The sequence below is a fragment of the Sphingomonas alpina genome (assembly GCF_014490665.1).
Taxonomy (GTDB): domain Bacteria; phylum Pseudomonadota; class Alphaproteobacteria; order Sphingomonadales; family Sphingomonadaceae; genus Sphingomonas; species Sphingomonas alpina.
On the sequence record NZ_CP061038.1, the window covers coordinates 1,849,820 to 1,869,975 of the forward strand.

The window sequence follows — 20,156 nt, forward strand, 5'->3', positions numbered from 1 at the left end:
TCTCGCTCAGCACTGATGAGAAAACTTATCGTCTAATCGCGCGAATGAAACCAGCGCAAATAGCTCCTGTCAGCCGGGCACCGGCAACCAGGAGCAAGACGATGACCCTCACGATTGCACAGGCAGATGCGATGCTCGCCGCCGGCGCTGCCCGCGCCCACACCCTCGGCGTCGCCGCCAATATCGCGGTGCTCGACGCTGCCGCCCACCTCAAGGCCTTCGCCCGCATGGACAATGCGGTGCTCGGCAGCATCGACGTCTCGATCGGCAAGGCTCGCACCTCGGCGCTGTTCCAGATCAGCAGCGAGGCAGTCTGGGACTACTGCCAGCCCGGCGCTCCCGCCCACAATCTCGAGGCAAGCAATGGCGGTCTGATGCCCTTTCCGGGCGGCCTGCCGGTCATCGCGACCGACGGCGAGATCGTCGGCGCAGTCGGTGTCTCGGGCGGCGCGCCTGCCCAGGATCTCGAAATCGCCCAGGCCGCGGTCGACGCGCTCACCGCCTGACTCTTCCTCTACCAACACCACTACCCAGCAGACGAAGGATATTCCCATGACCAAGACCATCCTCATCACCGGCGCCGGTTCGGGCTTCGCCGAAGCCGCCGCGATCGGCATGGCCCAGGCAGGCCACAACATCATCGCAACCGCGCAGATTTCACCCCAAGTCGCGGCATTGCGCACCAAGGTCGCCAATCTCGGACTCGACAATGTCCGGGTGGAAAAGCTCGACCTGCTCGACCCCTATGACATGGCGTTCATCCAGACGCTCGACGCCGACATCCTCTGGAACAACGCCGGCTATGGCGAGAGCGGCCCGGTCAGCGAAATCCCGCTCGATCTGGTCCGCAAGAATTACGAGATCAACGTCTTCAAGCCGCTCGAGCTGACGCAGGCGTTCATTGCGAAATGGGTCCCCGAAAGAAAGTCAGGCAAGAAGATCGTGTTCACCTCGTCGATGGGCGGGCTGTTCACGCCGGCCGGCTGGGGCACCTATGTCTCGACCAAGCACGCGCTGGAATCGGTCGCCGAGGCGATCGCCCAGGAAGTGGCGCCGTTCGGCATCAAGGTGCAGACCATCAACCCGGGCGCCTATCTGACCGGCTATAACGAGACGATGGCGGACACCGCGTTCCGCTGGCTCGACGACGCGAAGAACTTCACCAAACGTGGCGAACTTCGTGCGACGTTCGATGCGCTGCTCGCCAGCCCGCAGGGCCATCTCGATCCCAAGGAAATGATCGACCGGATGATCGCGATCGTGCCCGCCGACACCGGCAAGGTCCGCAACGTCTGCCCGCAATTCGTCGAGGACATGCTGAAAGACGCGCAGGCCGCCGCCTGGACCGCCGAAATCTGATCCCACCCCCGGAGCGACGGTGACCCGCCGTCGCTCCACTTCACTACCGGAGAAACACGATGACCAGCACCACCCTTTTCTGGGCGCCCTTTGCCGCGCGTGCCGCCCTTGGCTTCGCCGCCGCGAGCATCGGCATCCTCGCCCTCGCGCCCCACGCTGAAGCGCAGAGCATCTCGCCCACCGTGACAAGTCAGAACAAGGCAGCGGTCGAGGGGAAGTTCGACGCATGGAAGGCCGGCACGGGCAACCCGTTCGAACTGCTCGCCGACGAGGCCAGCTGGACGATCGAGGGCAATTCGGTCGCTTCGAAGACCTACCCGACCAAGGAGGACTTTCTTAGCGACGTGATCCGTCCGTTCAATGCGCGGATGTCGATCGGCATCAAGCCGACGGTCAAGAGCATCACTGCGGACGCCGATCGCGTCGTGATCCACTTCGACGCCGCCGGCACCGCGCGCGACGGCAAGCCTTACGTCAACACCTACGCCTGGTTCTTCCAGATGAAGAACGGCCGCGTGATCCGCGCCGCCGCCTTCTTCGACGCGATCGCCTTCAACGACCTCTGGGCGCGCGTCACGCCTGCCGGGTGATCGGCAACCCACCTCGATCTCAAAAGCAATTTTAGCCTGAAAGGACTCTATCATGGCCGACTTCATTCCGCCCGCGCCCAACAGCGCTTCGCCCTTCGCCGACATGCGCGGCCACCACGTTGCGGTGCGCACGCCCGATCTCGAGACGGCTCTTCGCTTCTACGTCGATGTGCTCGATTTCCGCGTGGTCGCGACCTGGGATTATGCCGACGAGCAACTCGCTTATGTCGCGCCCGCGGCCGACGACCATTTCTATGTCGAGATCCTCGGCGGGGGTGAGCCGCAGCCAACTGACGTGCGGCCCTACACCGACCTCGGCGACAGCCTGAAGTACGCTGGCTACCATCATTTCTGCCTCAACGTGACCAGCGTAGAGGAGACAGTCGAGAAGCTGCGCGCCCGCGGCGTCACCATCGTCACCGAGCCGTTCGTGCTCCCGGCGATCAGCCGCAAGCTCGCCTTCTTTTGCGACCCCTTCGGCAATCTGATCGAACTCGCCGAGGTGCTCGCCTGACCTTCCCACAATCTGACCGGCCGTACTTCGAGAGAGGGACGGCTAGCAGCCCCACACAAGGAGTGCACCATGTCCAACTCCATCATGATCATCGGCGCCGGCCCTGGCGTCGGTCAGGCGGTTGCCCGCAGGTTCGGCCGTGAAGGCTGGCAAATCGTTCTCACAGGCCGGAGCGCCGGACGGCTCGCAGCGCTGACCGCCGAACTCACCGAGGACGGCATTACTGCGCATGCGGTTCCGGCCTTGGCGGCTGACCGCTGCTCACAATGGGCGCTAAGTCATTGAAAATATGGTGGACGCACTTGGGCTCGAACCAAGGACCCGCTGATTAAGAGTCAGCTGCTCTACCAACTGAGCTATGCGTCCATATCCGGTGCGGCGTCATCGGCGCGTTGGAAGCGCCACCGCTGTCGGGGAGGGCGCGCGTTACCATTGCCGCCGCGAAATGCAAACCCGAAATTCGCCTTTTTTGCCTACCAGCGCGAAGTTTGCCGATTTTGCCGGTCGATCGACATCAGGATACCGAGGCAGGTCAGCACGGTCAGCTGCGCCGAACTGCCGAAACTGATAAAGGGCAGGGGGATACCGACCACCGGCGCGATGCCCATCACCATCGACATGTTGATCGCCACATAGAGGAAGATCGTCGTCGCTAGGCCCGCCGCAGTAAGCCGGCCGAACTTGGTCTGGGCCTGCAGCGCGACATTCACGCCCCAGAAGATCACGGCGAAAAAGGCGATGATCAGCAATATTCCGCCGATCAGGCCCCATTCTTCCATCATCGTCGCCAGCGCGAAATCGGTATGGCCCTCTGGCAGGTAATCCAGATGACTCTGCGTCCCGTTGAGGAAGCCTTTGCCGAAAATGCCGCCCGAGCCGATCGCGATCTTCGACTGGCTGATATGATAGCCCGTACCGAGTGGATCACTTTCGGGGTTGAGAAACACCAGGATGCGGTTGCGCTGATAACCGTGCAGCACGAAATTGACCGCGAGCGGGATCGCCGCGCCCAATGCCAGCGCGCCGCCGATGAACAGCCTCAGCGGCACGCCTGCCAGGAACATCACCACCACGCCGCCCATGCAGATCATCAGCGCGGTGCCCAGATCGGGCTGCAGCATGACCAGCGCGCCCGGCACGCCGATCAGCAGTGCCGCTGGCCAGATCGCACCGAAACGCCGCGTCTCGTTGGGCGGCAGCATGTCGTAGAACTTGGCGCAGGCGAGCACGATAAACGGCTTCATGAACTCGGACGGCTGTAATCGGATAATGCCGAGATCAAGCCAGCGCTGGCTGCCGCCGCGCACTGCGCCGAGCAATTCGACGAGCACGAGCGCGACGACCAGCCCGGCATAGACCGGAAGCGCGATATTGCTCCACACCGATTCCCGCACCCGCGACAATGCGATCGCGCCGGCGAGCAGGATGAAGAACCGGATCCCCTGGTTGAGCGCCCAGGGCCGAAGCGAGCCGCCGGCCGCGGAATAGAGTACGACAAGTCCGAAACAGCCGATCAGGATCACCAGCAAGATAATCCGCCAAGGTAGCTGCGCGAGCGGGGCGGGGACGAAGTTGAGGCCCGGGTTCATTCCTGTGACTCCGTCGATCCGACCTGGGCGATGCCGTTGCCCGATGCAGTCGCGGCACCCAGCGCCTCGGCGGTCGCATTCTGCGCCGCGGTCGCGGCTTCCACGGCCGGCGCGGCGGTCGGCTGGGTGGCATTGGTCTCGGTCGCCGCGCCGACACCGGGCGCCGGGGCATTGGCGGCAGCGCGGAACGCGGCGGCCTGTGCCGCGCCGCGTGTCGCGATGTCGCCGCCCCAAGTCGGCTCACCTTCGGCAAGCGCCGCCAATGCGCGATCACGATCGAACATATAGGTCATGATGTCGCGCGCGATCAGCGGTGTGTCGAGATTGCGGATCAAATGGCCGTTATGCTCAAGCACGATGCCGGCGGCATATTTGGGTTTGTCGGCCGGCGCGAAGCACACGAACAGCGCGTGATCGCGCAGCTTGAATGGGAGCTGCCGGTTGTTGAGCACCCCACTGCCGCGCTCGGCCATGGTGATACGACGAACCTGTGCAGTGCCGGTCTTGGCCGCCAGTGTGATGCCCGGGACCTGCAATCGCGCCGATCCTGCCGTGCCGCCCTGATTGACCACGCCGAACATCGCGTCACGCACGATCGCAAGATGCTCGGCGCTTGCAGCAAGCGGGGCAGCGAGCGGCGCGCGCCCGTTCATCAGCAGGCGCGGCTGGAGGTGTCGGCCGGAGCCGATCCGCGCCGCCATCACAGCCAGCTGCAGCGGGTTGGCGAGCACATAGCCCTGGCCGATCGACGCGTTGAGCGAATCCGCGACGGTCCAGGCGTCCTTGTATTTCTTCAACTTCCACGCGCTGTCGGGGACGGTGCCGTAGCGCTGCGTGTCGAACGGGAGATGATATTTCTCGCCCAGTCCGCACATCCGCGCCACTGGTGCGATCGCATCATAGCCGACCCGGCGGATCATTTCGTAGAAATAGATGTCGCAGCTCTGCATGACCGCATTCTTCATGTCGAGCGGCCCATGCCCGCGGCGCTTGTGGCAATGGAATACGCCATTGCCGACCCGCATCGCGCCGGAGCAGCTGACCCGTGCATGCGGGTCGACCCCGGCCATCAGGAGCGCCAGCGCGTTCATCGGCTTGACCGTCGACCCCGGCGGATACAGCCCCTGCAGCGTCTTGTTCATCAGCGGGACGTGATCGTCGTCCGACAGCATCTTCCATTCGAGATGGCTGATTCCGTCGGAAAAACTGTTCGGATCATAAGCGGGCATCGACACCATCGCCAGGATGTCGCCGCTGTCACAATCGATCACCACCGCGGATCCGCTGTTTGTGCCCAGCCGTCTGGCGGCATATTCCTGCAGGCCCGCATCGATTGTCAGTCGCGCGGTCTGACCCGGCGTGTCACTGCGCGTTTCTAGCTCGCGGACCACTTTGCCGCGTGCCGTGACCTCGACCCGCTTCGCGCCAGGTTCGCCACGCAGTGATTTTTCCAGCGTCTTCTCAAGCCCATCCTTGCCCAGTTTGAAACCAGGTGTGACCATCAACGGGTCTTTGGTCTTCTGATATTGCTCGGCGGACGCCGCGCCGACATAGCCGGTCAAGTGCGCGACCGCCGGACCGGCCGGATAGCTGCGCGCGAAACCGCGCGTCGGCGCGACGCCGATCAGTTCGGGCAGGCGCACGCTGACGGCGGCAAATTGCTCCCAGTTGAGATTCTCCGCGACCTGCACCGGCTGGAATCCCGCCGCATGTTTCAGGTCGGTGGCGATGCGATCCATCTCTTCGGGCGGCAAGGCCAGGATGTCGCGCAGCAGCGCGAGCACGCGATCCTTGTCCTCGAGCCGGTCGGGGATGATGTCGACGCGGAAATCGGTGCGGTTGTTGGCCAGCGGGGCGCCGTGACGATCGACGATCCAGCCGCGCCGGGGCGGCACCAGCGTCATGTTGACGCGGTTGCTCTCGGCCAGCATGCGGTAGCGTTCATTCTCGGCGACGGCCAGCCAGGTCATGCGCCCGGCCAAAGTCACGGCGACAAGACCTTGCCCCACGCCGAGCATCATCGCCCGGCGGCTGAAACTATAGGTTTGGGACGCTTCGGTAACGTTCCGCATGGTCAGGGTGCGCGCCTTTTCATGCGCCTTCGCGTTTGCCATCCAGCCACGCGCAGAACCGTGCGACCAGCGGGAACAACATGATCGAGATGATGGCTTGCATCAAGAGGACGGTATCGACATGCGCGCCGATCGGCGCGGCAATCAGCCGCCCCGCAATCAGGCAAAAGCCGGTCGCGCCGGCAGCGATCAGCCAATTCTGCCAGAAATCGCGGAACACCAAGCGCTGATCGATCGTGTCGATGACGAAGAAGCAGATCATCCATAGCAGCATGGCGCTGCCCAAAGGCTGACCCGACACGAGGTCGTCGAAAAGGCCGAGCGGCAATGCCGCCCAGATCGCGAACGCGTCGGGCCGCATCAGCCGCCAGCCGAGCAGCACGAGCAGACCGAGCGGCGGCAGTAGCGGGAAGCTTGCGACATAGGGCCAGAGGGTGATCAGCGAGGCGATCATCACCGACGCGGCGGGGATGATCCGCTGCAGCATCGGCGCGGGTGTCGGGTCGAACGGGTTGCGGGCCGGTGCTCTCATGGCGCGGGGGCGGTCGTGGTGGCGGGGGGCGTGGGCTGCTGGATCGGCATGAAACCTTGCTGCACCAGCGCGAAATCGAGCGTGTCGGGCTGCGCGAAGCTCCGTGCGAGCGCGGTGTCGCGCGACCGGCGCACGATGCGTGCGACCGGGACATTGGGCGAATAGATGCCGCCGGTGCCCGATGTCACGAACACGTCACCGGGCTCGAACGCGACATTCGACACGCTGACCGACCGGACGTCGATCATGCCATCGCCGCGCCCCGCGGCCAGTGCCGGCAGCCCGTCACGCGTGCGCCGTACCGGCACGATGCTCTCGGGATCGGTGATGAGCAGCACGCGCGCCGTGTTGGGTCCGGTTTCCAGGATTCGGCCGACCAGCCCTTCCGGGCCGCGGACCGGCTGTCCGATACGCACGCCCTGCCACGAGCCGGCATTGAGCACCGCGTACCGACGCGTGCTCGATCCGGAAGAACTAACCAGCCGTGCCGCGACCACCGGATCGGCGACGCGCTCGCGCAAATGAAGCAATGTCTTCAGCCGGTGGTTGTCATAGGACAAGGTTCGCGCGCGCAGCAGCAGGGCGCGGTTGGCCTCCAGCTCTTTACGCAGCGCGGCATTTTTCTGCATGACCGTGAAATGATTGCCGATTCCCGTTGGGATCGACGCGATACCGCGCCCGAGCCCCGCGAACCCCGAAGAAATCGGAGTCGTCACTTCTGCTACGGCCGCCCGCAGGGGAGCGAAGGCAGGCGGGTTCAATGTCGCGAAGACAAGCAGGACCACCGCGACAATCGCTCCGGCGACCGCGATCACATAACCCAGGAACAAACCATATTGCGCCCGCCGCGAAAAACCCGGGCGCCGGTTGCGAGACGGCGCCATCTTACCCCCTTAAAAGCCCCGTGCCGGTTCAAAGGCACGAGGACAAAAAAGCATCACGGCGTACGCTCGCACCCGATCAGGCGCTGTGCAGCACACCGCGGAACACCGGGTCTTCGAGCGCGCGACCCGTGCCGAGCGCGACGCAGATCAGCGGATCGTCGGCGATCGTTACCGGCAGGCCGGTCTCGTCACGCAACACTTCGTCGATACCCTTGAGCAACGCACCGCCGCCGGTGAGTACGATACCCTGATCGACAATATCGGCCGCCAGTTCCGGTGCGGTATTCTCGAGTGCGATGCGCACGCCCTCGACGATCTGGCCGACCGGTTCGGACAGGGCTTCGGCGATCTGGCCCTGGTTGATCTGGATTTCCTTCGGCACGCCATTGACCAGATCGCGGCCCTTGACGTGGATGGTCAGGCCGATGCCGTCGGGTGGCGGCTTGGCGACGCCGACTTCCTGCTTGATGCGCTCGGCAGTCGAATCGCCGATCAGCAGGTTATGGTTGCGACGGACATAGGAAACGATCGCTTCGTCCATCTTGTCGCCGCCGACCCGGACCGAGGTGGTGTAGGCGAGGCCGCGCAGCGACAGCACCGCGACTTCGGTCGTGCCGCCGCCGATATCGACCACCATCGAACCGATCGGCTCGGTCACCGGCATGTCGGCGCCGATCGCGGCCGCCATCGGCTCTTCGATCAGCCAGACCTGCGATGCGCCGGCATTCGATGCGGCGTCCCGGATCGCGCGGCGCTCGACCGAGGTCGACCCCGACGGCACGCAGATCACGATCTGCGGCCAGCGGAAGAAGCGCCGCTGCCCGCCATGAACCTTATGGATGAAATGCTTGATCATCTGCTCGGCGACATCGATGTCGGCGATCACGCCATCGCGTAAGGGGCGGATCGCCTGGATGCTGTCGGGGGTCTTGCCCATCATCAGCTTGGCGTCGTCGCCAACCGCCTTGACTCGCTTGACGCCGTTCAATGTCTCGACCGCGACCACCGACGGTTCGTTCAGCACGATGCCCCGGCCGCGCAGATACACGACGGTATTCGCGGTCCCGAGATCGATCGCCATGTCGTGCGATGAAAACCTGAAAAGTTTCGAGAAGAAGCTCATTGATTATTCCGTTTCAGGCCGCCCCCGCGTTTACGGGAACTGGCAGTTCGCACCGATCCTCCGCGAAACGATTATATCCGAAAGATCCAGTGCGGAAATTCCACGCTCTGGATGCCTGTAGATGCGGGTCGCGGGATGCCGTCGCTTGGGCTACAGCATCACCCATGTCAATACGGCGCCTCCCCGAACATCTCGTCAATCGTATCGCTGCCGGTGAAGTGGTCGAACGGCCCGCCAGTGCGTTGAAGGAACTGGTCGAAAACGCAGTCGATGCGGGGGCGACTCGCATCGATATCCGCCTGCGCGCCGGCGGTGTGGACGGAATCGAGGTGATCGATGACGGTTGCGGCATGACACCGCCCGATATGGCGCTGGCGCTCGAGCGTCATGCGACTTCCAAGCTCCCCGACGAAGCGATCGAAGCGGTCACGACGCTCGGTTTTCGCGGTGAAGCGTTGCCCTCGATCGCCAGCGTCGCGCGCATGACGCTCGAGAGCCGGGTGCGCGGCGCGGAAGGCTGGTCGCGCGTGGTCGATAATGGCCTGCTCGACTCCGAAGGGCCGGTCGGAATCCCACCCGGCACGCGGGTGCGTGTCGACGGATTGTTCGAACGCGTGCCGGCACGCCGCAAGTTCCTGCGTTCGGCCCGGTCGGAATATGCCGCCTGTCTCGACGTGGTGAAGCGCCTCGCCATGGCAAACCCCGATATCGGCTTTTCGGTCGAGCATGACGGCCGACGCGTCCTGTCGGTGTCAGGCGGGGAGAGCCTGCCCGACCGCGTCGCCGCGCTGACCGATCGCGGGCTGGTCGAAAACGGCATTGTCATCGAACTGGAACGCGAGGGCCTGAAGCTTGGCGGAATCGCCGGCCTGCCGACCTTCAATCGCGGCATTGCCGATCATCAATATCTCTTCGTCAATGGCCGCCCGGTGAAGGACCGGCTGCTGGTCGGTGCGGTGCGCGGTGCCTATGCCGAACTGCTCGCGCGCGACCGTCATGCCGTGGTCGCCTTGTTCCTCGACGTGCCGAGCGACGCGGTCGATGTGAACGTCCATCCGGCCAAGACCGAAGTCCGTTTCCGCGAACCCGCGATGGTGCGCGGCATGATCGTCAGCGGTCTGCGCCGCGCACTCGACGAGGCCGGCCACCGTAGCGCGCAGCGCCCGAGCAGCGATGCGATGGCGGCATGGCAAAGTGAGCCAATGTCGCCGCCTGCGCCGCAGCTCTGGGACCGGCAGGATGTGGAACAATGGGACGCGCCGCCTTCATCAGCGCCCCAGACACGCTACGCCGTCCAGGATCGCAGGCCGAGCTTCATCCCGCCGCCCATGGCGCGAGCCGAACCGGCTTATGCGCCGCCGCCGGAAACGACCAGCTATCCGCTCGGCGTTGCGCGTGGCCAGGTGGCGAAGACCTATATCGTTGCCGAAGCCGAAGATGGCCTGGTGTTGGTCGACCAGCATGCCGCGCATGAGCGCCTGGTGCTGGAACGGATGCGCAAAGCCATGGCGACTGGCGGTGTCGCGAGCCAGGCGCTGCTGCTTCCTGAGGTGATCGAACTCGACGAACCCGCCTGCGACCGGCTTGAGGCGCGCGCGGAGGAACTGAGCGAGTTCGGCCTCGACCTCGAGCGCTTCGGCCCGCGCGCGATGCTGATCCGCGCCGTGCCGGCGATGCTGGGGCAGGGCGATGTGATCGGTCTGGTCACTGACCTGGCCGATGAACTCGCCGCGTTCGACGAAGCGCTGAGCCTGAAGGAACGGCTCGACCATGTCGCCGCGACCATGGCTTGCCACGGCTCGGTTCGCGCCGGACGCATCCTGTCGGTGACCGAGATGAATGCGCTGCTCCGCGAAATGGAGGTCACGCCGCATTCGGGGCAATGCAACCATGGGCGACCGACCTGGGTAAAGCTGGCGCATGGCGATATCGAGAAGCTGTTCGGGCGGAAATAGATCGATCCGCACCCTTGATTTCGCAGGATGACACCCCGCGAAAGGCGAGATCGGACGGCGTTTCGCAACCAGTATCAGCGCGGTCTGTTGGCTGTTCCTGGCTGTTAATTCGGAAAATACAATTCGCTGGCTGTTAAGTTGATGCATTCGATCAAAAATATCGATTTGTTTCAATGGTTTGATAGGTGTTGGCTGTTATCGAATAACAGCCAGGTAACAGCCAGCATAACAGCCAGGGAACAGCGAAGGTGCTGGCTGTTCCGGCCGAAACAGCCAGCGCCGGATGGCTCAATATTTCTCAGTCATGTCAAAGAGCGGGGCGGAAACGTGTGTGACGCTCCGTACCGATTCAAGCTGCCATGGTCCGCACCGGCGTTGAATCGGGAAACGGCACGCGTCGCAGTCCGGATACCGGCCACTATGGTTGCAGCGTCAAACCTCCCTGTTAAAGCGCCCCATGCATCTTACGATCGAGATCCTCGGACTGCTCTGCGTGGTCGCCTTTCTGGCCGGTCTGATCGATGCGTTGGCCGGGGGCGGGGGATTGCTGACCATTCCAGCGCTGATGGCGGCGGGGATTCCGCCGGTGTCCGCACTGGCGACCAACAAGCTGCAGAGCACCTTCGGGACGGGAGGGGCGTTCCTCGCCTTTGCCCGCAAGGGGCATGTCGACTTTCGCCGCTTTGCTTGGCCGGCGCTGGCGGCTTTGGTTGGGGCAGGGCTCGGCTCGTTTGCGGTGCAGCAGGTCGACCCGTCTTTTCTCGCCGGCTTCGTGCCGGTGCTACTGATTGCGATGGGGATCTATTTCCTCGTCGCACCGAAGATGAGCGATATGGATCGCCATAGCCGCCTCGGTGTCGCCGGGCTGACCATGATCGTCGGCATGATCGGGCTGTATGACGGCTTTTTCGGACCCGGCACCGGATCGTTTTTCACCACCGCGCTGGTCGCGCTGGGCGGACTCGGCCTGGTTCGGGCCATCGCCCACGCTAAATTCCTCAACTTCTGTACCAACCTTGCGGGGCTGACCGTGATGATCGCCGGTGGCAAGGTGATCTGGCTGCTGGGGTTTTCGATGGCGGCGGCCAGCATCGCCGGCAATCAGGTCGGTGCCCATCTGGCGATGCGTTTCGGCGGCCGGGGTGTTCGCCCCTTGCTGGTGCTCATGTCGTTCGTGCTGACCATCAAGCTTCTGTCCGACCCGGCGAATCCATTGCGCGTCTATCTCGGCTGGTGAGGAGAATATCGCCGATCGATCGGCCCGAGAGAAAAAGGATAGCATTGACTATTTTATTTTCCTGAGGCTAGATTGAAGACGACCCGAAACCATTCCGGCAATTCCTGGACGAGAACGGCGTCAACGAACTCGATTCCGGAAGGCTTGCGGCATGTGCGCGATATCTGTTCGACGCGAAAAGGTTCCGGGATATCGCGAAAAGATTCTTGTTCAGCTGAGGGCAACCTTTGCATCCGGCGCGCATTTTCAGGGCAAGTCATCGAAACAGAACAGAAGCATCATGAAAACCATCGTCCCCCTGTTTCTCGCCCTACTCCCACTGGCCGCTGTGGTCGGCGCCTGTGTTGCGGTGCCGTGATCCGATTCTTTGACGGCAATGGCTCGCGCTCACGACCTGATTGAGCGCGATTAACCAACACTTGACTCGCCGTTCCGATCGTCCGCTGATGCGGGTGGCGCGGACCATCGTCGTCGGATCATGGCCACGCCCCATGGAGAGGTGCTTATGCAATATGTGAGCATGGTAATCGTCGGCCTGATCGTCGGCATATTGGCGCGGTTCTTTTATCCCGGCGCGGTTCATATGGGACTGATCATGAGTGCCGTTCTCGGCATCGCGGGATCGTTCGTGGCGGGCTTTATCGGCCGGCTGCTCCATCCTGCGACGAAGGACCAGCCCTTCCATCCGGCCGGCTTCGTCTATTCGATCCTGGGTGCCATCGTCCTGATTTTCCTGGCGCGGACCTTCGGCCTGATCGGATGACCGTGATGTGACGTTGCCGCGATCTGCTTCCGGCAAAAAAAGGGCCGCCCGGATCGCTCCGGACGGCCCTTCTCTATGTGTCGTACCGAAAGGCTCAGCCTTCGGTCGTCTCTTCGTCGGCGGCAGGAGCCTCAGCCGAGACCTCGGCAGTGGCGCCCGGCTCGGCGTTGGGATCATAGGCTTCGACAAAGCCCGCTTCGTCCTTTTCGAACATTGCGGACATGACGTCGACGCCCTGTGCCTGCATCTCTGCCTCTTCAGGCGAGCGTGCGACATTGACCTTGATCATCACCGCGACTTCGGCGTGGAGCGAAACCTTCACGTCATGCACGCCAATCGCCTTGATCGGCTTGTTGAGCACGATCGCCGACTTCGGCACCTTGTGGCCCTCGGTCTCGAGCAGCTCGAGCAGGTCACGCACCGCGACCGAGCCGTACAGCTGACCGGTGTTCGACGCCTGACGGATCAGGGTCAGCGTGATGCCGTCGATCGACTTGGCCTCGACCTCGGCTTCGCCGCGGCGTGCATTGTTGTCGGCGACGATCTTCTCGCGATTGGCTTCGAAGACCTTCTTGTTGGCGTCGTTGGCGCGCAGCGCCTTCTTGTTGGGCAGGAGGAAGTTGCGGGCGAACCCGTCCTTCACCTTGACCACGTCGCCGATCTGGCCGAGCTTTTCGACGCGTTCCAGCAGGATAACATCCATGGGTCCGCTCCTTACTTAACGATGTAGGGCAGCAAGCCCAGGTGACGCGCGCGCTTGATCGCCTGGGCGAGTTCGCGCTGCTTCTTGCCGCTCACCGAGGTGATGCGGCTCGGGACGATCTTGCCACGCTCGGACACGAAGCCCTGCAGCAGACGGACGTCCTTATAGTCGATCCGGGGCGCATCCTTCGCGGAGAAGGGGCAGCTCTTGCGACGGCGGAAAAATGGGCGTGCCATTGTCTATATGCTCCTTATTCGCCGTCGAAGTCGCGACGGGGACGATCGCCCCGGTCGGGACGGTCGCCACGACCACCTTCACGGTCGCCACGGCGTTCACGGTCGCGATCGCTCTTGCGCATCATCACGCTCGGGCCCTCTTCAAGGGCGTCGACCTTGACGGTCATGTAGCGGATCACGTCTTCGTTGATCTGGGTCTGGCGCTCCAGCTCGGCGACGACATCGCCGGGGGCGTCGATTTCGAGCATCACATAATGCGCCTTGCGGTTCTTGGCGATCTTGTACGCCAGGCTGCGCAGGCCCCAGGATTCGGTCTTCACGACCTTGCCCTTGTTGTCGGTGATGATCTTGGTGGCGTTTTCAGCCAGTGCATCCACTTGCGCCTGTGCCAGATCCTGGCGCGCAAGGAACACATGCTCGTAAAGAGCCATGTCTTGTCCTTCGTCTTGGCCGATCGCTGACGGACGCACCATGCGCACCGCCCCTCCGGCTATCGTCTCGTACTTCTGCTTCTTGCAAAGCAATCAGGGGCGAAGAGCCATGCTCTCCACCCCGGATGCCGCGTCCTTAGCGATTTTCGGGCGGAAGGCAAGCGTTAGAGGATCGGCTGAGCGACCAGTTTAGCCTCCGCATCACACCCTTCGGGCTTCGCGGTCGCCGGATTCGCGCGCAGCGCGGCCAGTTCGGCCCTCGCAGCCGCGACGTCTGCCTGGAAGCTGGCCTGGCCATGATCCGCGGCCAGCGTTGCCGAGGCGGTGATCCGCCCGGCCTCGATCGCACTGGCATTATGCGCGCCGCAGACGATCCGGCTTTCACCATAGGCACGGCCGCGCGCGAGGATCGGCGTCGCGCGATCGGGCGCGAGTTCGGCCAGGATCAAGGCCCAGGTCCAGCCCCAGGTGGTGTGGCCCGAGGGATAGTCGAAGCTGTTCTTCAGTTCATCGGCTGGCTGGCAGATCTTGCCCTCGTCGATCTGGAAGGGGCGCAGCCGCTTGAAGGCGTTCTTGGCGGCGCCGGACTGGGTGTTGGCATCGATTCCGGACTTGGCGATCAGCTTGATCGTCAGCGGGGCGTTTTCCGGGGTGATATTCACGCCGACCGCACAGCTATATGCGCTCGCCATATAGGGAATACCGGTCGCGACATCACGCGTGGCAAGGTCGCCGCGCGGCGTCGTCAGCATTGCCCGGGTCGCCTTGAAGACCTGGCGATCATGTTCGTAGCGCAGGTCACCCTTGACCGGCGCCGGCGGTAGCACCTGCATGATGTCGAGTGCGCCTGACGGCAGATAGCCGGCGCGGACCTGGCCGATGACGATGTAGGGAGCCGATGCGACGGCAGCGACGGCCGATACCAATATCCACGGACGAATGCGCATTCGGAAGGCTCCGGTTCTGTTGCCGGCGGCTTATGGCAGAGCGGCGTGCGCTTCGCCAACCCCACTGACGGCGCAGCAAGGAAAGGGCGGCGGAAACCCTCGTCTCCGCCGCCCATCCATGGAAGGCCAATGCGTCTGATGGTACGATTAGTTCAGGGCGCCCGCGATCACCGCGGCGATGATGCCCGAGGTCACGCCGACCAGCACTGCGTCGTTGCCCGACTGGACATAACGATAACCGCGCGGTGGTGCCTTCAGCTTGCGATACTGGCGATAGTCGATCTGGCGATAGTTGCGCGCCTGATGATAGTCGAAACGCTCGCCCTTGCGCCAATTGCTGCGATAGGTCCGGGCGGGGGTCCGCTTGACGACCTTCTTCACCACCACCTTGCGCTGCTGGCCGTGATAACCGCGGTCGTTCTGGTGCTGCTGCGGCGCGGCCAAAGCAGGCGCCGCGGCGATCGGGCTGAGCGCGACCGATGCGGCGAGCGCTGCGAAAATGAACTTCTTCATCGACTTCCTCCTCAGGAAATGTTGGCGCCTCATTGCGGCGTCCTCACCTATCTGGGGGCCGGGTGTCGCAGCGATGTGCCGCCACACCGGCGAAATGGTCGCAAAATGTCGCGGCTTGCCTTCACCCGTTCATCTTCCTAGTCCGGCGCGCCTGATCAGGAGCCAGAACATGCGTGCATTCATTTTCCCCGGACAGGGCAGCCAGGCCGTCGGCATGGGCAAGGCGCTCGCCGAAGCCAGCCCGGTCGCCCGCGCCGTCTTCCAGGAAGTCGACGAGGCGCTTGGCCAGCATCTGTTCCGCCTGATGACCGAGGGTCCCGAGGATCAGCTGGTGCTGACCGAGAATGCCCAGCCGGCGATCATGGCCAATGCGATCGCGACGTTGCGCGTGCTGGAACAGGAAGGCGGCATTCGCCTGGCCGACAAGGCCGATTATGTCGCGGGCCACTCGCTCGGCGAATATAGCGCCTTATGCGCGGCGGGTGCGATCGACCTGGCGACCACGGCGCTGCTGCTCAAGCATCGCGGGCAGGCGATGCAGGCCGCAGTGCCGGTCGGCGAGGGCGCGATGGCCGCCCTGCTCGGCGCGGACGTCGACAAGGCTCGCGCGATCGCGGAAGCCGCGGCCGAGGGCGAGGTGTGCACCGTCGCCAATGACAATGATCCGGGCCAGGTGGTGATCTCCGGCGCGCGCGGCGCGATCGAGCGCGCCATTGCGCTCGCCAAGGACATGGGCGCCAAGCGTGCGGTCCTGCTGCCGGTGTCGGCTCCGTTCCACTGCCCGTTGATGCAGCCTGCCGCCGATGCGATGGAAAAGGCACTGGCCGAGGCGCGAATCGATTCCCCGTTGGTCCCGGTCTTCGCCAACGTCACCGCCGCACCGGTCGGCGATGCCGACACGATCCGTCGTCTATTGGTCGAGCAGGTCACCGGCATGGTGCGCTGGCGCGAATCGGTGATCGCGATGGCCGCGACCGGAGTCGAGCATTTCTTAGAATTCGGCGGCAAGGTGCTGGGCCCGATGGTCAAGCGCAGCGTGGCCGATGTCGAGGTGACCAGCGTGGTCACGATGGACGATATCGAGGCGCTGGCGAAGGCGCTTTAATGCAATTCCCCCTCTCCCCTCCGGGGAGAGGGCCGGGGAGAGGGGCAGTCCAAAGCGCTGGCTCTCATTACTGCCCCTCTCCCAACCCTCTCCCCAGAGGGGAGAGGGCTTTAAGTGGAGATTAAGAGATGTTCGACCTGACAGGCATGACCGCGCTGGTGACCGGCGCTTCGGGAGGAATCGGTTCGGCCGTGGCGCAGGCGCTGGCGGCGCAGGGTGCGCGCCTTGCCGTATCCGGATCGAATACCGACAAGCTGGAGGCGTTCAGGGTGAGCCTGGGCGGTGATCATGTCGCGCTGCCCTGCAACCTGTCGGATGGCGCCGCGGTCGATGCGCTGGTGCCGTCGGCGGTCGAGGCGTTCGGCAAGCTCGATATCCTGGTCAACAATGCCGGCGTGACGCGCGACAATCTCGTCATGCGCATGAAGGACGAGGAATGGGATCAGGTGATCCGCGTCAATCTCGAGGCTGCCTTCCGCCTTGCCCGCGCGGCCGCCCGCCCGATGATGAAGGCGCGTTTCGGCAGGATCATCTCTATTACATCCGTTGTGGGTACGACTGGCAATCCCGGCCAGGCGAATTACGCCGCGTCCAAGGGCGGGCTGACCGCCATGTCGAAGGCGCTGGCGCAGGAACTCGCGTCACGCGGCATCACCGTCAATTGTGTCGCGCCGGGCTTCATCACCTCGCCGATGACCGACGAGTTGCCCGATGCGCAGAAGGAAGCGCTCAACGCACGCATTCCGGCCGGCAAGATGGGCGAAGGCGCGGATATCGGCGCGGCGGTGGTCTATCTCGCCAGCCGGGAGGCCGGTTATGTTACGGGACAGACGTTGCATGTGAACGGCGGGATGGCCATGATCTGAAGGACGCCCCCTTGCGCGGGCACCGGACGCGTTCTACGTGCGTTCGGGAATTACCAAAACCCCCAGCAATAGAGGGACGATACCATGAGCGAGACCGCAGACCGCGTTAAGAAGATTGTCGTCGAGCATCTCGGCGTCGAGGCCGAGAAGGTGACCGAGGACGCGAGCTTCATCGACGATCTTGGCGCGGACAGCCTCGACATCGTCGAGCTGGTGATGGCGTTCGAAGAAGAATTCGGCGTCGAAATCCCTGATGACGCCGCCGAGAAGATCACGACCGTCAAGGACGCGATCACCTTCATCGACGAGCATAAGGACTGATCGGCGGGCTTGGGTCGATGCAATCGCGTCGCCCGCGCCCATCGTTTGGCTGAACACATGACCGGCTCCCCGTCCCAGCGTGTCGCACATTATCGTGTCGCACAGGGGGCGGGGGGCCGTTCGCTTTTGCAGATGAATTACGGAGATTCGCCATGCGCCGCGTTGTCGTAACCGGACTTGGACTCGTCACCCCGCTCGGCGCAGACGTCGAAACGGCCTGGGCGAACATTCTCGCGGCCAAATCGGGCGCGGGCACCATCACGCGTTTCGATGCCAGCGACTATGCCTGCCGCATCGCCTGCGAGGTGAAGCCGCCCGAGCATGAATATGGCTTCGATCCAGGCAAACGTGTCGATCACAAGGTGCAGCGCCAGGTCGATCCGTTCATCATCTACGGCATCGACGCAGCCGGCCAGGCGCTGGAAGACGCCGGTCTGCTCGACATGACCGAAGAGCAGAAATATCGCGCCGGCTGCTCGATCGGCGCCGGGATCGGCGGCCTGCCAGGCATCGCCAGCGAATCGATCGTGCTGCACGAAAAGGGCCCGCGGCGAGTCTCTCCGCACTTCGTCCATGGTCGCCTGATCAACCTGATCACTGGCCAGGTGCAGATCAAATACGGTCTGATGGGCCCGAATCATGCCGTCGTCACAGCGTGTTCCACCGGCGCGCATTCGATCGGCGACGCCGCGCGGATGATCGCGATGGACGATGCCGATGTGATGCTCGCCGGCGGCGCGGAAGGCGCGATTTGCCCGCTCGGCATCGCCGGATTCGCTCAGGCGCGCGCGCTCTCGACCAATTTCAACGACACGCCGGAACGCGCCAGCCGCCCCTATGACGTCGATCGCGACGGCTTCGTGATGGGCGAGGGGGCCGGTATCGTCTGCCTCGAGGAATATGAGCACGCCAAGGCGCGCGGTGCGAAGATCTACGCCGAGGTGATCGGCTATGGCCTGTCAGGCGACGCCTATCACGTCACCGCGCCGCACCCCGAAGGGTCGGGCGCGTTCCGTTCGATGGAAATGGCGATGAAGAAGTCGGGCCTGTCGCTGGCGGACATCGATTATATCAACGCGCACGGCACTTCGACCCCGCTTGGAGACGAGCTCGAGCTGAATGCAGTGCGCCGCCTGTTCGGCAACAATATCGACACGCTGTCGATGAGCTCAACCAAGTCGGCGATCGGGCATCTGCTCGGCGGTGCCGGCGCGGTGGAGAGCATCTTCTGCATCCTCGCGCTGCGCGACCAGATCGTGCCGCCCACACTCAACCTCGACAATCCGAGCGAGAATTGCGTTGGCGTCGATCTCGTCCCGCACAAGGCGAAGGAACGCAAAGTGAAGGCGGTGTTGAACAACTCGTTCGGCTTTGGCGGCACCAATGCCAGCCTCGTCATGCGCGCGATCTGACCTGGTGTGCGCAAACTCGGCTGTTCCGCGCTGATTCTGGCGCTCATCACCATCGTGGCGGCGATGAGTGTGGTCTATTATTGGGGCGGCAGCGGGCCGCTTAAGCGCAATATCACGATCAGCATCGCGCCGGGCACCGGCATGGGGCAGGCCGCGGATCAGCTCGAAAAGGCCGGCGCGATCGGATCGGCGAGCAATTTCAAGCTGCTTGCGCGCATCTTTGGCGGCGGGCAGGGGATCAAGGCGGGCGAATATAGCTTGCCCGCGCATCTCAGCCGGGCCGATATCCTGAAGCTGCTGCAGGGCGGCAAGACGCTGCAGCGCTTCGTCATGATCGCGCCGGGCTGGCCGTCGGTGACGGTCAAGGAAGCGTTGATGAAAAAGGACGAGCTGGAAGGGCCGGTGGACGTGCCGGCAGAGGGCTCCATCATGCCCGACAGCTACAGCTTCCAGCGCGGCGACACGCGCGCGTCGATGGTCAAGCGGATGCAGCGCGCCATGACGCAATATCTCGCCGCAGCCTGGGCAAAACGCAAACCCGGCATTGCCGTGACGACGTCGCGCGACGCGTTGATCCTGGCTTCGATCGTCGAGAAGGAAACGGGCAAGACGAGCGAGCGGCGCCTGGTCGCGGCGGTCTATTCGAACCGGCTGAAACGCGGCATGCCGCTTCAGGCCGATCCGACCGTGATCTATCCTGTGACCAAGGGGCGTCCGCTCGGGCGCCGTATCCTGCGTTCGGAACTGCAGGCCGATAATGGTTACAACACCTATGCTATGACCGGCCTGCCGGCGGGCCCGATCGCCAACCCGGGGCGCGGTTCGATCGACGCGGTACTGGATCCGGCGCAATCCAATGCGCTCTATTTCGTTGCCGACGGCACTGGCGGGCATGTCTTTGCCGACACGCTTGAACAGCATAATGCCAATGTCCAGAAATGGTATGCGATCAGGCGCGCGCGCGGAGAGATGTGATCGGCACGCGGCGCGGCGGCCATGTCCGG

Annotated in this window: 23 protein-coding genes and 1 tRNA gene; 13 read left to right on the forward strand and 11 right to left on the reverse strand. The window is 63.8% G+C overall.

Annotated elements, in window-relative coordinates; all coding sequences use genetic code 11:
• Positions 1-101 precede the first annotated feature (101 nt).
• The 5 genes from H3Z74_RS08425 (at position 102) to H3Z74_RS08445 (ending at position 2,748) form a co-directional block, all read left to right on the forward strand.
• Positions 102-506, forward strand: coding sequence for a GlcG/HbpS family heme-binding protein (locus H3Z74_RS08425; protein ID WP_187763448.1), 405 nt, complete (start codon positions 102-104; stop codon positions 504-506).
• Positions 507-552: 46 nt separating this feature from the next.
• Positions 553-1,359 (forward strand): SDR family oxidoreductase, encoded by an 807-nt coding sequence (locus H3Z74_RS08430; RefSeq protein WP_187763449.1) that lies wholly within the window; start codon positions 553-555, stop codon positions 1,357-1,359.
• Positions 1,360-1,418: 59 nt separating this feature from the next.
• Positions 1,419-1,949, forward strand: coding sequence for a nuclear transport factor 2 family protein (locus H3Z74_RS08435; RefSeq protein ID WP_187763450.1), 531 nt, complete (start codon positions 1,419-1,421; stop codon positions 1,947-1,949).
• A 52-nt stretch (positions 1,950-2,001) separates the two neighbouring features.
• Positions 2,002-2,463, forward strand: coding sequence for a VOC family protein (locus tag H3Z74_RS08440; RefSeq protein ID WP_187763451.1), 462 nt, complete (start codon positions 2,002-2,004; stop codon positions 2,461-2,463).
• A 69-nt stretch (positions 2,464-2,532) separates the two neighbouring features.
• Positions 2,533-2,748 carry an SDR family NAD(P)-dependent oxidoreductase gene (locus H3Z74_RS08445; RefSeq protein ID WP_187763452.1) on the forward strand — a complete coding sequence of 72 codons (216 nt, stop codon included), beginning with the start codon at positions 2,533-2,535 and terminating at the stop codon, positions 2,746-2,748.
• Between the two features lie 5 nt (positions 2,749-2,753).
• Here the strand turns inward: H3Z74_RS08445 and H3Z74_RS08450 are convergent.
• From H3Z74_RS08450 to H3Z74_RS08475, 6 genes are all read right to left on the reverse strand, one after another.
• Positions 2,754-2,829, reverse strand: a tRNA-Lys gene (locus tag H3Z74_RS08450).
• A 107-nt stretch (positions 2,830-2,936) separates the two neighbouring features.
• Positions 2,937-4,052 (reverse strand): rod shape-determining protein RodA, encoded by a 1,116-nt coding sequence (gene rodA / locus H3Z74_RS08455; protein ID WP_187763453.1) that lies wholly within the window; start codon positions 4,050-4,052, stop codon positions 2,937-2,939.
• Positions 4,049-6,166, reverse strand: coding sequence for a penicillin-binding protein 2 (mrdA, locus tag H3Z74_RS08460; protein ID WP_229726979.1), 2,118 nt, complete (start codon positions 6,164-6,166; stop codon positions 4,049-4,051). The genes rodA and mrdA overlap by 4 nt, the downstream gene beginning before the upstream one ends.
• Positions 6,144-6,656 carry a rod shape-determining protein MreD gene (gene mreD, locus H3Z74_RS08465; RefSeq protein ID WP_187763454.1) on the reverse strand — a complete coding sequence of 171 codons (513 nt, stop codon included), beginning with the start codon at positions 6,654-6,656 and terminating at the stop codon, positions 6,144-6,146. Before mreD ends, mrdA begins: the two co-directional genes overlap by 23 nt.
• Positions 6,653-7,540 (reverse strand): rod shape-determining protein MreC, encoded by an 888-nt coding sequence (mreC, locus tag H3Z74_RS08470; RefSeq protein ID WP_187763455.1) that lies wholly within the window; start codon positions 7,538-7,540, stop codon positions 6,653-6,655. Before mreC ends, mreD begins: the two co-directional genes overlap by 4 nt.
• Before the next feature lie 76 nt (positions 7,541-7,616).
• Positions 7,617-8,663 (reverse strand): rod shape-determining protein, encoded by a 1,047-nt coding sequence (locus H3Z74_RS08475; RefSeq protein ID WP_034158371.1) that lies wholly within the window; start codon positions 8,661-8,663, stop codon positions 7,617-7,619.
• A 164-nt stretch (positions 8,664-8,827) separates the two neighbouring features.
• Here H3Z74_RS08475 and mutL point away from each other — a divergent pair, with 164 nt between their 5' ends.
• From mutL to H3Z74_RS08490, 3 genes are all read left to right on the forward strand, one after another.
• Positions 8,828-10,618, forward strand: a complete 1,791-nt coding sequence (gene mutL, locus H3Z74_RS08480; protein ID WP_187763456.1) for a DNA mismatch repair endonuclease MutL — start codon at positions 8,828-8,830, stop codon at positions 10,616-10,618.
• A gap of 457 nt (positions 10,619-11,075) precedes the next feature.
• Positions 11,076-11,855, forward strand: a complete 780-nt coding sequence (locus H3Z74_RS08485) for a TSUP family transporter (RefSeq protein ID WP_187763457.1) — start codon at positions 11,076-11,078, stop codon at positions 11,853-11,855.
• A 520-nt stretch (positions 11,856-12,375) separates the two neighbouring features.
• Positions 12,376-12,618 (forward strand): GlsB/YeaQ/YmgE family stress response membrane protein, encoded by a 243-nt coding sequence (locus H3Z74_RS08490; protein WP_261300121.1) that lies wholly within the window; start codon positions 12,376-12,378, stop codon positions 12,616-12,618.
• Positions 12,619-12,712: 94 nt separating this feature from the next.
• Here the strand turns inward: H3Z74_RS08490 and rplI are convergent, their stop codons facing one another.
• The 5 genes from rplI to H3Z74_RS08515 all read right to left on the reverse strand — a co-directional run bounded on the left by rplI (position 12,713) and on the right by H3Z74_RS08515 (position 15,448).
• Positions 12,713-13,321 carry a 50S ribosomal protein L9 gene (gene rplI, locus H3Z74_RS08495; RefSeq protein ID WP_187763459.1) on the reverse strand — a complete coding sequence of 203 codons (609 nt, stop codon included), beginning with the start codon at positions 13,319-13,321 and terminating at the stop codon, positions 12,713-12,715.
• A gap of 11 nt (positions 13,322-13,332) precedes the next feature.
• Positions 13,333-13,557, reverse strand: coding sequence for a 30S ribosomal protein S18 (gene rpsR, locus H3Z74_RS08500; RefSeq protein WP_034158365.1), 225 nt, complete (start codon positions 13,555-13,557; stop codon positions 13,333-13,335).
• 14 nt (positions 13,558-13,571) lie between these two features.
• Positions 13,572-13,988, reverse strand: coding sequence for a 30S ribosomal protein S6 (gene rpsF / locus H3Z74_RS08505; protein WP_187764235.1), 417 nt, complete (start codon positions 13,986-13,988; stop codon positions 13,572-13,574).
• 164 nt (positions 13,989-14,152) lie between these two features.
• A complete protein-coding gene (locus H3Z74_RS08510) occupies positions 14,153-14,935 on the reverse strand; it encodes an acid phosphatase (RefSeq protein ID WP_187763460.1) in 783 nt (260 codons plus the stop codon).
• A 147-nt stretch (positions 14,936-15,082) separates the two neighbouring features.
• Positions 15,083-15,448 carry an RcnB family protein gene (locus tag H3Z74_RS08515; RefSeq protein ID WP_187763461.1) on the reverse strand — a complete coding sequence of 122 codons (366 nt, stop codon included), beginning with the start codon at positions 15,446-15,448 and terminating at the stop codon, positions 15,083-15,085.
• A gap of 169 nt (positions 15,449-15,617) precedes the next feature.
• Here H3Z74_RS08515 and fabD point away from each other — a divergent pair, with 169 nt between their 5' ends.
• The 5 genes from fabD to mltG all read left to right on the forward strand — a co-directional run bounded on the left by fabD (position 15,618) and on the right by mltG (position 20,127).
• Complete coding sequence (fabD, locus tag H3Z74_RS08520) at positions 15,618-16,553, forward strand: ACP S-malonyltransferase (RefSeq protein ID WP_187763462.1); 936 nt, start codon at positions 15,618-15,620, stop codon at positions 16,551-16,553.
• Between the two features lie 128 nt (positions 16,554-16,681).
• Entirely contained in the window at positions 16,682-17,419 is a 738-nt protein-coding gene (gene fabG / locus H3Z74_RS08525; protein WP_187763463.1) for a 3-oxoacyl-[acyl-carrier-protein] reductase, read from the forward strand.
• An 84-nt stretch (positions 17,420-17,503) separates the two neighbouring features.
• Positions 17,504-17,740, forward strand: a complete 237-nt coding sequence (locus H3Z74_RS08530; RefSeq protein ID WP_187763464.1) for an acyl carrier protein — start codon at positions 17,504-17,506, stop codon at positions 17,738-17,740.
• Positions 17,741-17,892: 152 nt separating this feature from the next.
• Positions 17,893-19,152, forward strand: coding sequence for a beta-ketoacyl-ACP synthase II (gene fabF / locus H3Z74_RS08535; RefSeq protein ID WP_187763465.1), 1,260 nt, complete (start codon positions 17,893-17,895; stop codon positions 19,150-19,152).
• A 6-nt stretch (positions 19,153-19,158) separates the two neighbouring features.
• Positions 19,159-20,127: an endolytic transglycosylase MltG gene (gene mltG / locus H3Z74_RS08540; protein ID WP_187763466.1), complete on the forward strand. Its 969-nt coding sequence runs from the start codon at positions 19,159-19,161 to the stop codon at positions 20,125-20,127.
• Positions 20,128-20,156 lie beyond the last annotated feature (29 nt).

Bases quoted from the DNA above. Each gene is read 5' to 3' on its own strand.
- H3Z74_RS08510 (WP_187763460.1), bottom strand. From the start codon at position 14,935: ATGCGCATTCGTCCGTGGATATTGGTATCGGCCGTCGCTGCCGTCGCA.
- mreD (WP_187763454.1), bottom strand. From the start codon at position 6,656: ATGAGAGCACCGGCCCGCAACCCGTTCGACCCGACACCCGCGCCGATG.
- H3Z74_RS08530 (WP_187763464.1), top strand. From the start codon at position 17,504: ATGAGCGAGACCGCAGACCGCGTTAAGAAGATTGTCGTCGAGCATCTC.
- fabD (WP_187763462.1), top strand. From the start codon at position 15,618: ATGCGTGCATTCATTTTCCCCGGACAGGGCAGCCAGGCCGTCGGCATG.
- H3Z74_RS08435 (WP_187763450.1), top strand. From the start codon at position 1,419: ATGACCAGCACCACCCTTTTCTGGGCGCCCTTTGCCGCGCGTGCCGCC.
- mutL (WP_187763456.1), top strand. From the start codon at position 8,828: ATGTCAATACGGCGCCTCCCCGAACATCTCGTCAATCGTATCGCTGCC.
- H3Z74_RS08485 (WP_187763457.1), top strand. From the start codon at position 11,076: ATGCATCTTACGATCGAGATCCTCGGACTGCTCTGCGTGGTCGCCTTT.
- H3Z74_RS08425 (WP_187763448.1), top strand. From the start codon at position 102: ATGACCCTCACGATTGCACAGGCAGATGCGATGCTCGCCGCCGGCGCT.
- fabF (WP_187763465.1), top strand. From the start codon at position 17,893: ATGCGCCGCGTTGTCGTAACCGGACTTGGACTCGTCACCCCGCTCGGC.
- rpsF (WP_187764235.1), bottom strand. From the start codon at position 13,988: ATGGCTCTTTACGAGCATGTGTTCCTTGCGCGCCAGGATCTGGCACAG.
- H3Z74_RS08430 (WP_187763449.1), top strand. From the start codon at position 553: ATGACCAAGACCATCCTCATCACCGGCGCCGGTTCGGGCTTCGCCGAA.
- H3Z74_RS08515 (WP_187763461.1), bottom strand. From the start codon at position 15,448: ATGAAGAAGTTCATTTTCGCAGCGCTCGCCGCATCGGTCGCGCTCAGC.
- rpsR (WP_034158365.1), bottom strand. From the start codon at position 13,557: ATGGCACGCCCATTTTTCCGCCGTCGCAAGAGCTGCCCCTTCTCCGCG.
- H3Z74_RS08475 (WP_034158371.1), bottom strand. From the start codon at position 8,663: ATGAGCTTCTTCTCGAAACTTTTCAGGTTTTCATCGCACGACATGGCG.
- mreC (WP_187763455.1), bottom strand. From the start codon at position 7,540: ATGGCGCCGTCTCGCAACCGGCGCCCGGGTTTTTCGCGGCGGGCGCAA.
- rodA (WP_187763453.1), bottom strand. From the start codon at position 4,052: ATGAACCCGGGCCTCAACTTCGTCCCCGCCCCGCTCGCGCAGCTACCT.
- mrdA (WP_229726979.1), bottom strand. From the start codon at position 6,166: ATGGCAAACGCGAAGGCGCATGAAAAGGCGCGCACCCTGACCATGCGG.
- H3Z74_RS08440 (WP_187763451.1), top strand. From the start codon at position 2,002: ATGGCCGACTTCATTCCGCCCGCGCCCAACAGCGCTTCGCCCTTCGCC.
- rplI (WP_187763459.1), bottom strand. From the start codon at position 13,321: ATGGATGTTATCCTGCTGGAACGCGTCGAAAAGCTCGGCCAGATCGGC.
- H3Z74_RS08445 (WP_187763452.1), top strand. From the start codon at position 2,533: ATGTCCAACTCCATCATGATCATCGGCGCCGGCCCTGGCGTCGGTCAG.
- fabG (WP_187763463.1), top strand. From the start codon at position 16,682: ATGTTCGACCTGACAGGCATGACCGCGCTGGTGACCGGCGCTTCGGGA.
- H3Z74_RS08490 (WP_261300121.1), top strand. From the start codon at position 12,376: ATGGTAATCGTCGGCCTGATCGTCGGCATATTGGCGCGGTTCTTTTAT.